Origin of the sequence: Paenilisteria newyorkensis (assembly GCF_000766145.1) — a bacterium.
Classification (GTDB): domain Bacteria; phylum Bacillota; class Bacilli; order Lactobacillales; family Listeriaceae; genus Listeria_A; species Listeria_A newyorkensis.
In genome coordinates this window covers 14692-28173 of record NZ_JNFB01000009.1, presented here as the reverse complement: position 1 = coordinate 28173, position 13482 = coordinate 14692, and the positions used below count along the sequence as shown (strand labels likewise).

18 protein-coding genes are annotated in these 13482 nt (G+C 43.0%); 12 read left to right on the top strand and 6 right to left on the bottom strand.

Annotated features, from left to right (window positions below):
* Positions 1 to 184: 184 nt before the first annotated feature.
* The 3 genes from EP58_RS03570 to EP58_RS03560 all read left to right on the top strand — a co-directional run bounded on the left by EP58_RS03570 (position 185) and on the right by EP58_RS03560 (position 1896).
* Complete coding sequence (locus EP58_RS03570; RefSeq protein WP_052171336.1) at positions 185 to 718, top strand: hypothetical protein; 534 nt, start codon at positions 185 to 187, stop codon at positions 716 to 718.
* 2 nt (positions 719 to 720) lie between these two features.
* Positions 721 to 1308 (top strand): hypothetical protein, encoded by a 588-nt coding sequence (locus EP58_RS03565; protein WP_036090178.1) that lies wholly within the window; start codon positions 721 to 723, stop codon positions 1306 to 1308.
* Between the two features lie 102 nt (positions 1309 to 1410).
* Entirely contained in the window at positions 1411 to 1896 is a 486-nt protein-coding gene (locus tag EP58_RS03560) for a hypothetical protein (protein WP_036090176.1), read from the top strand.
* Between the two features lie 36 nt (positions 1897 to 1932).
* Here EP58_RS03560 and EP58_RS17440 read toward each other — a convergent pair whose 3' ends face one another.
* Positions 1933 to 2085: a hypothetical protein gene (locus EP58_RS17440; RefSeq protein WP_156110597.1), complete on the bottom strand. Its 153-nt coding sequence runs from the start codon at positions 2083 to 2085 to the stop codon at positions 1933 to 1935.
* Between the two features lie 138 nt (positions 2086 to 2223).
* Here EP58_RS17440 and EP58_RS03555 point away from each other — a divergent pair, with 138 nt between their 5' ends.
* The 6 genes from EP58_RS03555 to EP58_RS03530 all read left to right on the top strand — a co-directional run bounded on the left by EP58_RS03555 (position 2224) and on the right by EP58_RS03530 (position 6976).
* Positions 2224 to 2676 (top strand): DUF3284 domain-containing protein, encoded by a 453-nt coding sequence (locus tag EP58_RS03555; RefSeq protein WP_036090175.1) that lies wholly within the window; start codon positions 2224 to 2226, stop codon positions 2674 to 2676.
* A 203-nt stretch (positions 2677 to 2879) separates the two neighbouring features.
* Entirely contained in the window at positions 2880 to 4616 is a 1737-nt protein-coding gene (gene dnaX / locus EP58_RS03550; RefSeq protein ID WP_036090173.1) for a DNA polymerase III subunit gamma/tau, read from the top strand.
* Between the two features lie 31 nt (positions 4617 to 4647).
* Complete coding sequence (locus EP58_RS03545; protein ID WP_036072589.1) at positions 4648 to 4965, top strand: YbaB/EbfC family nucleoid-associated protein; 318 nt, start codon at positions 4648 to 4650, stop codon at positions 4963 to 4965.
* A 207-nt stretch (positions 4966 to 5172) separates the two neighbouring features.
* Positions 5173 to 5769, top strand: coding sequence for a recombination mediator RecR (gene recR, locus EP58_RS03540; protein WP_036090170.1), 597 nt, complete (start codon positions 5173 to 5175; stop codon positions 5767 to 5769).
* A gap of 16 nt (positions 5770 to 5785) precedes the next feature.
* Positions 5786 to 6046: a YaaL family protein gene (locus tag EP58_RS03535; RefSeq protein WP_036090167.1), complete on the top strand. Its 261-nt coding sequence runs from the start codon at positions 5786 to 5788 to the stop codon at positions 6044 to 6046.
* 57 nt (positions 6047 to 6103) lie between these two features.
* Positions 6104 to 6976, top strand: coding sequence for an alpha/beta hydrolase (locus EP58_RS03530; protein ID WP_052171335.1), 873 nt, complete (start codon positions 6104 to 6106; stop codon positions 6974 to 6976).
* Between the two features lie 199 nt (positions 6977 to 7175).
* Here EP58_RS03530 and EP58_RS03525 read toward each other — a convergent pair whose 3' ends face one another.
* Both EP58_RS03525 and EP58_RS03520 read right to left on the bottom strand, forming a co-directional pair.
* Positions 7176 to 7919 carry an SDR family oxidoreductase gene (locus EP58_RS03525; RefSeq protein WP_036090165.1) on the bottom strand — a complete coding sequence of 248 codons (744 nt, stop codon included), beginning with the start codon at positions 7917 to 7919 and terminating at the stop codon, positions 7176 to 7178.
* Positions 7920 to 7948: 29 nt separating this feature from the next.
* Positions 7949 to 8509, bottom strand: a complete 561-nt coding sequence (locus tag EP58_RS03520; protein WP_036090162.1) for a DapH/DapD/GlmU-related protein — start codon at positions 8507 to 8509, stop codon at positions 7949 to 7951.
* Between the two features lie 107 nt (positions 8510 to 8616).
* Here EP58_RS03520 and EP58_RS03515 point away from each other — a divergent pair, with 107 nt between their 5' ends.
* Both EP58_RS03515 and rpsN read left to right on the top strand, forming a co-directional pair.
* Positions 8617 to 9483, top strand: a complete 867-nt coding sequence (locus EP58_RS03515; RefSeq protein WP_036090159.1) for a LysR family transcriptional regulator — start codon at positions 8617 to 8619, stop codon at positions 9481 to 9483.
* 98 nt (positions 9484 to 9581) lie between these two features.
* On the top strand, positions 9582 to 9851 hold the full coding sequence (gene rpsN, locus EP58_RS03510; protein ID WP_036090156.1) for a 30S ribosomal protein S14: 270 nt from the start codon (positions 9582 to 9584) through the stop codon (positions 9849 to 9851).
* 40 nt (positions 9852 to 9891) lie between these two features.
* On the opposite strand, the gene dhaM is transcribed toward rpsN, so the two are convergent.
* Genes dhaM through dhaK form a run of 3 tightly spaced genes read right to left on the bottom strand, consistent with a single transcriptional unit; the run spans position 9892 to position 11870 of the window.
* A complete protein-coding gene (dhaM, locus tag EP58_RS03505; protein ID WP_036090153.1) occupies positions 9892 to 10266 on the bottom strand; it encodes a dihydroxyacetone kinase phosphoryl donor subunit DhaM in 375 nt (124 codons plus the stop codon).
* Complete coding sequence (dhaL, locus tag EP58_RS03500; RefSeq protein ID WP_036090150.1) at positions 10267 to 10866, bottom strand: dihydroxyacetone kinase subunit DhaL; 600 nt, start codon at positions 10864 to 10866, stop codon at positions 10267 to 10269.
* An 11-nt stretch (positions 10867 to 10877) separates the two neighbouring features.
* Complete coding sequence (gene dhaK / locus EP58_RS03495) at positions 10878 to 11870, bottom strand: dihydroxyacetone kinase subunit DhaK (protein WP_036090147.1); 993 nt, start codon at positions 11868 to 11870, stop codon at positions 10878 to 10880.
* A gap of 107 nt (positions 11871 to 11977) precedes the next feature.
* On the opposite strand from dhaK, the gene EP58_RS03490 reads away from it, so the two are divergent.
* Positions 11978 to 13342 carry an aminotransferase class I/II-fold pyridoxal phosphate-dependent enzyme gene (locus EP58_RS03490; RefSeq protein WP_036090146.1) on the top strand — a complete coding sequence of 455 codons (1365 nt, stop codon included), beginning with the start codon at positions 11978 to 11980 and terminating at the stop codon, positions 13340 to 13342.
* Positions 13343 to 13482: the final 140 nt, after the last annotated feature.

Sequence of the window (13482 nt, the reverse complement as noted above, 5' to 3'; positions counted from 1 at the left end):
CCTTGAAGTGTATTTTTATCATTAATAATTAAACTTTTTGTAAGCTTAAATAAACAGTCAATTTGGGTATGATTGATTATTTAACACAAAATGTGGTGGTTAATCATTGATAATATCTTCAAATAAAGATATTATATATATATAAATATCAGAAAACTAAAAATATAAAAATGGAGGAATAAAAATGCAACAGAGAAAAGGGTACTTTTTTAAGGATATACAAAAAATGAGTATATTGGCTTTAGTAACCATCTTAGCTTTTGGTATTGCAGTGCCTGTGCAAGCAACAGGGAATATGAAAGCCACATATATAGCGTTTGATGGTAAGCAGTATGAATATTATTCTAAAACGATTAGTAAGCAACCAACGTGGCAACATACTGCATATAATAAAGCATCATCCACAACGCAAACGGTAAAATACAATGTATCACGGGAGAAGTATGTGAAAGGTAGTGTATCTACTGCGGCAGAGTTCGGCTTAATGAAGACGGGTGTTAAAGTTTCCGCTGAGGTCGGTGTAGGGAAAACGGTAAAAGAGAGTACTACAGTTACTTTTGCTATCCCGCCAAAGAAAAATGCTAATCTAGCATATGGTTCACAGAAAGTTTCAACAGCAGGATACATTGTTACCTATTCTAGAGGAAACGTCCAGTCTAAAAAAGCAATCAACGGTAATTGGACATATTCAGCATACTCATCCATGACGGAGTTTTAACAATGAAATACAGAAAAATACTAGTCACAATACTAATCCTCACTCTCACCATCATCACAGGATGCTCTGAAACCAGCGAAGAACAGCGATCAAAACCACCAGAAAAAGCAATAACTATCGATGACATGCAAGACAAGATAGACATCGATAATATCATCCTAACGAAGTTTACAAAAACAATGACAGCTACCAAGGGGGATTTTAGCGTTATCCTAGCAATGAAGGACACCGTTTACGATGAATTCCAAACCATCACAACCCCTTACTACTACACTATTCTATTACCAATCTCTATTGAAAACATGGTCGTGGAAGGTGTGAAATCGATACCTGCTCAGAAGTTGAAAAAGCTAACAACAGACGAAGCCGCTAAAGCAGGCATCAAGGTAAACAGCCAAGCATTTGCGGGCGAGCCTTACACATTCTTTTCCATAGAACAGAGCGTGGAATGGAATCCGCATTCCAATGCCAGTCCCAATCTAGAAGGCAAATACGATTTCGCCATTCAGAACGAGGATTTTGTGAATGCCTTCTATTTCTCTGATATTCAGCTTTTTGTAAACGGTTTTAATGAAAAAGGAACCTACTAATAAAGAGAAAAGCGTCCTAATTTGGGCGCTTTTTTGATACGTTCTTGTGTTATAATGAATCATAGCGTTAATCACGAATTTACCACACGAGGAGTCGAAACGATGAAATTCACAAAAAAATCATGGGGAATCGCAATTCTGGTAGTCATTTGCATCATCGCCATCCCAGCCGTTATTTTCACGACCAACAAAGCGAAGGCAAGCACGGCAATCAATGAAAAAATCGTGGCATATGGCATTCCAACCGACGACATTATTGATATAAGCGAGCTTAGCTACGATTTCAAAAGTGGTGGGTACGGCCGAATTATAACAACGAAAAAAGACATGGCGAAGTGGAAAGCATACTTGGAAAACCCGAAGCACGAGGAAGATAATTACTACATCACATACGACAAGAACGACAAACAAGTCCGCCAAAAGAAAAATACGAATGATCCGCAGAGTACGGACTGGTATTATATTTTTCACTACGATCGCGGGGAAGTAACCGTAAATGTCAGCGTTTTTGGGAACTGGCTTGATCCTGAGGACAGCAATATGAAGGATTTCCTTGCACTACCAGCCTATTCAAAAAAAATCAAATAAGAACCTAGCGTCAAGATTCAGCGCTAGGTTTTTGCGTTATTCGGTGTCTTTTGGTTCGGGATTCTCATCATCAGCCTTCTTTTTCGTCGGCAAAATAATTTCTTTGTCACCGGGAAGTACGATGGTGTAATCGTTCTTCTTCACCAGTTTGCCGTTGTCGAAGTCTGGGAAATCTGCTTTTTGTGCCATGCTATGACCTCCATTTCTCTCCCATTATACTACAAATCTCATTTTCTTTCCTTATATGCTTGTAAAAGGAGCGCGTAAATGGGATAATTTTAAAGAAGAAGTTGCCACGGAATAAAGTGAAGAAGGAGCGTTAAACCATTGAAAATTACGAAAAAACTCGCGATCTCGCAAAAAGAGTGTTTTGATACGATTATGAATTCGGTTGTCCATGATGTCAAGGCGGCAACAGGAAAGAAACCGCTTGTGCAGAAGTTGGAAGGTCTGAAATTCAAGCGCAAAATGGCGAACGGTTCGGAGGCAATCATGATTATTACGAAATGCACGCCACCTTCCGTATACGAATTCCAGACAAAAACGCACGTGAATACGCATACGACTAGCTACACGATTGAGGCTATCACTGAGCATACGTGTGAAGTGATTTACGACGAAACGGTGGAAGCAAAAACATCGATGGCGCGCTGGAACAATATCCTTGTTGGCGGAATGCTAGGATTCACGCGTAAGAAACGAATTACCCGGATGCTAGACGGAATCGAAGCCTTAGTAATCCAGCAACACAAAGATTTAGTCTCGAAAATTGAAGGCTAACTCGAACTTATCAAACAGGTTTTTATAAGCTATAATGGAAATACAGAATACGCAGAATGCAGACAAGCAAAATTGGAATGAAGAGAAGCTGGGAGATGGACTACAGACTCACTTTGTTCCTCTGCATATTGGTACTGTAACTCATTTTATTCGAACAGTACCAACAAAGATGAGTACTTGTCGCTTCGCTGAAAGGAGTAAGAATGGCATATCAAGCACTATACCGTGTTTTCCGACCGCAAAGTTTTCAAGATGTAGTCGGGCAAGAACATGTAACGCGAACACTCAAAAATGCTATCGTCCAAAATAAGACGTCTCATGCGTACTTGTTTTCTGGTCCACGTGGAACGGGTAAAACGAGTGCGGCGAAAATTTTTGCGAAAGCGATTAACTGTCCGAATAGTGTGGACGGCGAGCCTTGCAATGATTGTGAAATTTGTACGGGTACGACGGATGGCTCGATTCCTGATGTTCTGGAGATTGATGCGGCGTCCAATAACGGTGTCGAGGAAATTCGTGATATCCGGGAAAAAGTGAAGTATGCACCAACCATCGCGAAGTATAAAGTGTACATTATCGATGAGGTACACATGCTTTCGACTGGCGCTTTCAATGCGCTTTTAAAAACGCTCGAGGAACCGCCGAAACATGTCATCTTTATTTTGGCGACGACGGAACCGCATAAGTTACCGCTGACCATTATTTCGCGGGTGCAGCGTTTCGATTTCAAACGAATTACGACGCAAGACATTATTGGGCGCTTGGCGTTCATTTTAGAAGAGGAAAAAATTGCGTATGATGCGAAGGCGCTTGACATTGTGGCCCGCGCGGCAGAAGGCGGGATGCGTGACGCGCTAAGTTTGCTCGATCAAGTTATTTCGTACGGCACGCAAGAAGTTACGGTTTCTGACGCACTCGAAATCACCGGTTCCGTAGCGCAAGGCATGCTCACCGAACTCGTGCAAGCAGTAATCAACTCCGACGCAAAAATGGCATTGGAAAAGCTGTCCGGACTACTTGCAGAAGGAAAAGACCCAGTTCGTCTAGTGGAAGACCTGCTCGTCTTTTTCCGCGATGTGTTGCTATTCCAAAAGGCACCGGATTTAACGGATGCCATGGAGCGCGCGCTGATCGATGAAGCGTTCCAAACATTGGCGACGTCTGCCGATGCGAACAAAATATACAAATACGTGACGATTTTAAACGATGCTGGACAACAAATGCGATTTTCCAATCATCCGGGAATCTACATCGAAGTCGCGCTCGTGCAGTTGATACAAGTTGGCGGAGGAGCTCCAGTTGCTGTTGCCACACCGAATGCAGCGGTCGCACCGAGTCAAGATATCGCCGAACTCGTGAACAAAGTCGACCGTTTAGAGCAAGAATTAAACGACCTAAAACGTCAAATCGCGAATGGTGCAACGGCTGGAAACGGAGCGAACGCCCAATCGGCTGCACCGCGCAAGAAGCAAGCCATCTCAGGGAACAAGCAATTCAAAGCACCAGTAGGCCGGATCAATTCCGTACTAAGCGCTGCGAAAAAGCAAGATTTGCAGTTAATTCGCAGCTGTTGGAGCGACCTGATTTCGATGCTAATGGCCTCACAAGCCGCACTTTTAAATGAAGCAGAGCCTGTAGCTGCCTCTAGCGACACTTTTGTGTTAAAATTTAAGCATGAGATTCATTGTCAAATGGCGATGGATAATCCCAATTTTGTAGAAACAGTAACGAACGGCATTTCGCGGCTGACGAAGAATAACTACAGCTTCATCGGTATTCCCGAAGATCAATGGGGCGAAATCCGCGAAAACTTCCTGAAAAATGCGGACAACACCGAATCCGAAGACGGCGGCGAAAAACCGTCAGAACCGGCGGAAGATCCAATTATCAGTGAAGCTGCGAAACTAGTTGGAGAAGGCTTACTTGAAATTAAAGAATAAAAAACTAAGATAAGAAAGAGGAGATTTAACAATGCGTGGAATGGGAAATATGCAAGGTATGATGAAACAAATGCAAAAAATGCAAAAAGAAATGGCAAAAGCACAAGCAGAACTAGAAGAAAGAAGCTTCACAGGAACAGCAGGCGGCGGCATGGTAACCGTTGAAATGACCGGAAAACGCCTAGTAACAGACGTCATCGTAAAAGAAGAAGTAGTAGACCCAGAAGACATCGAAATGCTACAAGACCTAATCTTAGCAGCAACAAACGATGCACTAAAACAAGTAGAAGACACAACAGCAGCCACAATGGGCAAATTCACGCAGGGTATGAACCTACCAGGAATGTAATTTAAATAGTCCCTATACAATGTAAATCGGCGACAAGCGCTCGCATTCAGCAGATTCGGCGGACTTCCGGTTCTCACGTACACCAGTACGCTCCGCTTCCGGCTTCCACCGAATCTGCTGAATACAAGCGCTTTCGCTCGATTTGTTGGTAGCAGAATTTAGACGCCTACCCAATAAATTGAAAGAAAGGCAAGGAGGAAACCCCAGATGCATTATCCGGAGCCGATAACTAAACTGATGGACAGCTTTATGAAATTGCCAGGGATCGGACCGAAAACGGCTGCGCGGCTGGCTTTTTTTACGTTGGACATGAAAGAAGAAGATGTGCTTGATTTTGCGAAGGCGCTTGTGGACGCGAAACGTAATTTGAGTTTTTGCTCCGTTTGTGGACATATTACGGACAAGGACCCGTGTTATATTTGTGCGGATATGTCGCGTGATCGCAGTATTATTTGTGTCGTTCAGGAAGCGAAAGACGTGATTGCGATGGAAAAAATGCGTGATTTCCACGGTTTGTATCATGTGCTTCACGGTACGATTTCGCCGATGGATGGGATTGGTCCAGAAGATATTAATATTCCTGATTTGCTGAAACGCCTGCAGGATGATACGATTCAAGAAGTAGTTTTGGCGACGAATCCGAATGTGGAGGGCGAAGCGACGGCGATGTATATTTCAAGATTGCTGAAACCGTCGGGCATTAAAGTGACGCGAATTGCGCACGGTCTCCCAGTTGGCGGCGATTTAGAGTACGCTGACGAAGTGACGCTATCCAAAGCATTAGAAGGACGACGCGAAATTTAAAAACGAGGTGAGCGAAATGGAAACAAGAAGCGACAAAAATGCGAAATCTCCACGTAAAAAGAAGCAAAAGATTGGAAAAATGCATAAATCATATGACGCGTATTTAGTAGAATTGATTGAGGTTACCCAAGAAAAATGGAATCAACATCGAGACATTGCGCGTAAAAGTTTTGGTTATAATTCGGAAACGGAATATGAATTAAAGAAAGCAGAAGCCAAATATTTTTATCTTTTTCGTGAAGCTAGACATCGTAACTTAAGAAACTCGCCGAAATAAAATAGGACTAGAGATCATGGTTGTGGTCTCTAGTTTTCTAGTTAATGGAGTGTGAACATGAAGAAAAAACGGGGTATGATGATTGGAGCAATAGTACTTGTCGTGGTGCTTTTGTTTATGAGTTTTCGAACGACGCTGTTTGATCCGCTAGGTTTCCGCGTGAAGCAAGCTTTGAATATTTCTAGTTCTGCGAGTTCGGATGATGAGCCAATTGTGTTTATTCATGGCTTTGACGGCTCTAATTGGACGTTTTTCACAACGACGGTTCGCTATAGCGCGACTAATTTTGCGACGCGCTCGTTGACATTGCTCGTTCGTGAAAATGGAGATATCGAGGCTTCGGGCGTCTACGATAAAGGCATGAAGCGGCCGATGATTCGTGTGAATTTTGAAAATCCGCGATCAATTATACCGAATAATGCTACGTGGTTTTCCAAGGCAATGGACACGCTAAAAACCGATTATGGCATTGAAAAAGTGGATATTGTCGCGCATTCCTACGGCGGTTTGACGTTCGTTAACTTCCTGCAAAAGTACAATTATCAGTCGGACAGCTATCCAAAAGTGGACAAATTCACCGCGATTGGGACACCATTCAACGGTTCCGCAGTATCTAGCGATGGGGAAACACCGTATGATCTAACCGCTACTGGACCGAAAAAAGAATCGGCTTACTTTCAAGAAATGATGAAGCGCAAAGCTAAGATTCCAGCTAATTTGCAAGTGCTGAATATCGTTGGGGACTTGGATGATGGCAGCCGGAGCGATGGACCAGTTGCCGTGGATAGTGCGAAAAGTGCGGCTTTCCTATTTAGTAAAAACGATTACCGAGAAGTGCTGTTCACCGGCCGATTTGCACAGCATAGTTGGCTTCATGCCAATATCGGTGTCGACCGGGAAATTAAAGCTTTCCTAGAAAATAATAATTAAATAAAGCCGTTCAGACTATAATAATAGTTAATTTGAATAAAAAAGTATTTTCTGACAAAATTTTGACGGAATCGAAAACATGAGGTAAAATAGAGTAGGCTTTATAAATAAGTCTTTTTGTGTGCAACTTATTTGTAGAGTCTCATCCCAAGTAGGCAGGGCTGTAAGTGCTAGTTACAGTCCTGCCTATTTTTACATACTAAGATTGAGTGGTTGGCCATATGGTAAATTCATTGATATTGACATCGTCAGGTTGTTCTATTGCAAAAGCAACGACGCTTGCAACTCGATCTGGCGTAATACCAAATTTTTTATATTCTTGTGTCATGGTTGTTAAAGTCCGTGTATCTGATATAGTCTCTAATAATTCGGTATTGATTGCGGCTGGATATAGCGTTGCTGTACGAATATTTGTGCCTTCCTGAGCAGATTCCATTCGCAAAACTTCCATCAAATTACGAACTGCCCATTTTGTTGCTCCATAGACAGCGCCACCTGGATAGCTTTTTAGACCGGCAACAGATGAAGTCGTGATAATGTGTCCGGATTTTTGTGAAATGAAGGTTGGAAGTACTGCTGCGATACCGTTTAGCACACCGTTGATATTCACTTCAACTAACTGCCTCCATTCCGTTACTTGCATTGCTGAAAGAGGTGAATTTGGCATAATTCCTGCATTTAAGAAGATAGCATCTATTTTACCGAAATGTTTTTTCGCAAGTTGAACGAGTCTTTCATTATCTTCTTGTTTTACAACATCGGTCACCAGATACATCGCTTCACCACCAGCGTTTACTATGGATTCGACAATCTTCTGTAGCTTATCCTCTCGACGCGCGCCCAACACCACTTTGGCACCTTTTTTAGCTAACAAGCGTGCTGTTGCTTCCCCAATACCGCTAGAAGCTCCTGTAATTACTACAACTTTCCCTATGATACTCATAAAACTCCTCCTTGCGTCTATTTGTAAAATCAGTGAATCTTTTTTGTGATTTTTGCAGGTGCTCCAACGACAATGACATTATCTGGGACGTCTTTGGTAACGATAGATCCTGCTGCAATAATGGAATTCTCACCAATTGTGACCCCTGGCAATACAGTGGCCGCTGCTCCAATCCAAGCATTTTTTTTTATATGAATAGGCTTCGTAGAGAGTCCTCTGCGATTTGAGGGTTCTATTAAATGATTTACTGTAATAAGATTTACTCGAGGCCCAATTAAAACATAATCATCTAAAGTAATTCCACCTAAGTCAACAAACATCGCATTCCGATTAATGAAAACGTGTTTTCCGAGCGTTATATGCTTTCCAAAATCTGTATGAAAAGGCAACATTACATTGACTGTATTGTCTATATTTTCCCCTATAATTGCTGATAAAATCTGATTTGTCTCTTGTTTGGAGTGGAATTTAGTGTTTAAGTCAACTAATCTCTCGTCATTTTCTGCTTGTAAGCGGTGAATCTCGTCAAAAACTGGATCTGATATTTTGATTTCTTTACCATTGATTTGCTCTCTTAGTGTAACCGCCAAATTTATCCCTCCTAGATACTTGTTATTCTTAGTTTAGGATAGTATTATATATATGTCTAATACTTATAAAATATAACCAAGTATAATTAATTATTATAGGAGGAATTATGGAATTTCGAGTACTGAAATATTTTTTAGCAGTAGCCAGAGAAAAAAACATCAGCAAAGCAGCTGTGAGCCTACATCTTTCTCAACCAACTTTGTCCAAGCAGTTAAAGGAATTGGAAGAAGAATTAGGAGTGACGCTTTTTGAGCGAGGAAACCGTGAAATTCGACTAACGGAAGAAGGTCTATTTTTGCTAGACAAGGGAAATGAGATATTGAGCTTAGTAGAGAAGACGACAATGAATTTAAGGAAAGACAAATTGGTCACTGGAGAAATCTATATCGGGGGTGGAGAGACAAGAGCCATGTCACTAATCGCTAAATGGACTAAAAGAATATTAAATAACTCCCCAGAGATAAAAATTTATTTATACAGTGGAAATGCAGATGATATAATGGCGAAATTAGATAGTGGTTTACTGGATTTTGGCATAGTTGTAAATCCAACAAATAAGCAAAAATATAAATCTATTAGTCTGCCACAAAAAGATAAATGGGGGCTGTTAGTCAGAAGTGATCATTTATTAGCGCAAAATGAGGCTATTACACCAAATGATTTAAGAGTTGTGCCATTGCTAATATCTCAACAAAGTTTGGTAAGTGATCAGATTTCTGAATGGTTTGGAAATAATCTAGACCAACTGCATATTGTGGGTAGCTATAATTTGTTATACAATGCTTCACTAATGGTTGAGGAGGGAGTGGGATGTGCTCTATGCATTGATGGTATAATCAATCCAGCAAATTCGAAGCTAGTTTTTGTTCCCCTTAAGCCAGAATTGAGCGCCTCATTAAGTGTTATTTGGAAAAAGAATCAGACGATGTCCATTGCAGCGACTAAGTTTTTAGAACAATTAGAAACGGAGTAGTTAAGATTTTGTATTACTAAAAACTTGCTTTATTGAGAGAGTGAGAGTATACTTTATAAATCGTAATGATTACTATTTAAAAGGAAGGAGGAAAGAAAATGGCTAAGAAATCAAAAATTGCAAAAGCCGCAAAGCAGCGTCAATTAATCGCACAATATGCAGTGTTAAGGCATGAATTGAAAGCGAGTGGCGACATGGAAGCATTGAGGAAACTGCCGAAAGATTCCAATCCGATTCGCTATAAAAATCGTGATTTAGTGGATGGTAGACCACGAGCATATATGCGCAAATTCGCGATGTCTCGCATTACCTTTCGTGAACTCGCGCATAAAGGACAAATTCCTGGCGTGAAAAAAGCCAGTTGGTGAACGAAAAGAGCCTCGCGTGATTATTACGCGAGGCATTTTTTCATTTCACAATAATCGTCTCTAAGTTTTTATTAATCACATCGATATTTTCGTCCATTTGAAGCTGGGCAGCAGTGACATAAGCGCCTTCTAAAATCGGAACATCGAACAAGAGAATGTCTTTATCCGAGATCTCCATAATCGTTTCGATGTTCATTTTTGCGCTGCCAAGATCATAGAAAGCGTAGAGATAATCGGCTTCATTGGTCTCAAAAGCTGTACTTACTTTCTCAAAACTCGTGCCGATTTCGCCGTCATCCGTTCCGCCAGCGTGTGTAATCGCAACGTCACGCGCGACTTCCTGAATGATTTGATGAATGCCATACGCGACATCTGGGGAATGGGAGATAATCACAATACCGTATTTTTTTGTCATCTATTTCAGCTCCTCTTGTGCGAGTAAGGCCTGGAAAAGTAGGGCAGAAGAGTAGGCGCCTGGGTCGAGATGGCCGATGGAACGATCGCCGAGATAAGCGGCACGGCCTTTCGTAGCTTTTAAATCTTTCGTTTTTTGGAGGGCGGCCTCGATGACATCGCCAGTCAATTCGTCTTGGCGCAAGGCGTGGATAACCGGTTCCCACACATCGATCATCGTTTTTTCGCCAGCATGCGACTTGCCGCGGTGTTCGATTCCGGCGAGCCCAGCTTCTAGTGCTTCAATGAATTCGGCCTCGGTCAACGTTTCAGATTCCGTCGCCTTACTCATCGCGAGAAAAGCACTGCCGTATAGCGGGCCAGACGCGCCACCAACCTTGCTAAGTATCGTCATGCCAGCCGTTTTGAACGCATCTTTCACGCTCGTTGGCTCTTTCTCCGCCAGCGTTTTTTGCAGTTCTGTGAGGCCACGCGCCATGTTAATCCCGTGGTCACCATCGCCAATCGCTTGGTCCAAATCGCTAAGCAACTGCTTGTTTTGAATGACACGATCGCTAAAATCCGTCAGCCATCCAATCGCCCATTTTACATTATAAGTCATCGCAATCCCTCCTATTTCCACGCACTAGTCACGACAGGGTAGTTCACCAAATCGAGCCATTTTTCATCCGTTAATTTCAAAATTGTCAAGGAGACGCCGTTCATATCAAGCGATGTCATAAAGTCACCAACGAGCGTTTTTGCAACAGGAATCCCGTGTGCCTCGATGATTTTATGCACATCGTTGGCGAAAATATACTGCTCCATGAGTGGCGTCGCGCCCATGCCGTTTACGAGAACAACGATTTTGTCATCTGCGCCGAGAATCAGTTCCGCGTTAATCCGAGCAAAAAGCAAATTCGCGAGCTCATGCGACGTCATCACTTTTTCGCGACTAGATCCGGGCTCACCATGAATCCCAACGCCGACTTCAATCTCGTCTTCTGGAAGCTCGAAACCACGATGTCCCACCTCAGGCACCGTCCCCGCTGACAAGGCTGCGCCAATCGATTTGACGGAAGCCACGACTTTTTCACCGAGGGCTTGGAGTTCTTCGAGTGAAGCACCAGCCTCCGCGGCCGCGCCCACAATTTTATGGACAAATACCGTCCCTGCAACGCCGCGCCGACCAGTCGTAAACGAGCTATCTTCCACCGCGATATCATCATTGACAAGGACAGACGCCACGCTAATCCCTTCTGCCTCAGCGAGTTCCGCCGCCATTTCAAAATTCATCACGTCACCCGTATAATTTTTCACGATGAGAAGCACGCCTTTTCCTTGATCCGCGACTTTGATTCCTTCCAAAATTTGATCCGGCGTAGGCGATGTGAAAACGTCTCCACAAACCGCCGCGCTAAGCATCCCTTTACCAACATAACCAGCATGCGCAGGCTCGTGACCAGAACCGCCACCGCTGACCAGCCCAACTTTTAAAGGACGTTTGTCGTTACGAGCAATGACACGCGTTCCTTCCACACGATACACGAGATCACCATGCGTTTTGACGAGGCCTTCCACCATCTGTTCCACGGCTTGATCCACTTCATTTAGAATCTTTTTCATGTTTATTGTCTCCTCCTAGCTTTTAGTTCCTACTATGTAAATTTCCCTGATGGTAGGAGATTAAACGTTTATGATACAATAGATGAGATAAGATTGGAGGGTTTTAGATGCAAAACAAGATGCCGATTGTGGAGGCTTTAAAAAATCACGAGGGGGCAACATCCCTACACGTACCAGGACATAAAAATGGGCTATTATTTCCCGGGAAATATCGCGAAGTTTTGCATCATGATCTCACAGAACTTTCAGGACTAGACGATTTGCATCACCCAGAAGGTGCGATACTTGAGGCGCAGCAACTGCTTGCCGAATGCTACAATACAGATCGCAGTTACATGCTGGTGAACGGCTCAACCGTCGGGAATTTGGCGATGATTCTGGGGACTTGCAAGCGTGGAGATACGGTCATAGTGTCGCGTGATTGCCATAAATCAGTGATGCATGCATTAGATTTGGCGGGTGTCCACGCGATTTATTTGGCGACGCGAAAAGAACCGCAGACAGGGACGGCGAACGGTGTCGAAGCCTCACTATTACGCGAAGCCTTACAGATGGAGCCGATTCGCGCCGTCATATTCACCTATCCAAGCTACTACGGTTTCGGCTTTGACCTAGCATCTTGCATCACGACCTGCCGAGAATTTGGCGCACTCGTACTTGTCGATGAGGCGCACGGTGCTCATTTTCAGGCAGATGCGTCGATTTTTCCAGTCTCAGCCATCGAGCTCGGCGCTGATGTTGTCGTCCAGTCTGCGCATAAAACCCTACCAGCGCTGACGATGGGATCCTATTTACATATACCAAAATGGTGCGACGAATTAGTCGAGATTCCACGCTATCTGCAGATGTTGCAATCAAGCAGCCCGTCCTATTTAATCATGGCATCTCTAGATTACGCGCGGCATTACGTGGCAACTTACAACAAACAAGACACGGAAGCATTCCAAAAAATGCGCGAAGATTGGCTAATTTGGCTGCACCAAAATAAGCTCACCGTCACCATGCCCGACGACCCACTAAAACTTATCGTTCGCAAAGACGGGTTATCAGGTTTCGACCTTCAAGCAATATTCGAGCAAGCAGGCTACTATCCAGAACTCGCGGATACTACTAATGTTTTACTTACACTGCCCTTAATTAAAGACAGTATGGAATTCCCACCACCAATAACGTGGCTAAAGTGGGAAGGTGTTGAATTTGGAATGTCAAACCCGCAAAATCCAATTACAATCCCAACAACTATTCGAATCCAGGCTTCCGATACATCTCGCCCAACCTATTTTGAAAAATTGGAGCATACAATCGGCAAAACAGCAGCAGAAATGGTTATCCCATACCCACCTGGAATCCCACTCGTTTTAATCGGCGAGACTATAACAGCGGCGCATATTGATTTGCTGATAAACCTAAAACAGTATCATTACCAAGGTGGCGAAAAACTCCACGAAGATAGACTTAAAATTTTTATATAGACAAAGGAGTTCTCATTTGATTAAGTTACATAATCAAAGAGAACTTTTTTTGAAGTTCACAAAATGTTCACATGAAACCCCTCCAAAACCCAAAACCAAGCCCTTCACGCAACCTCTTTTATCCCTTATAGTGAATTCAA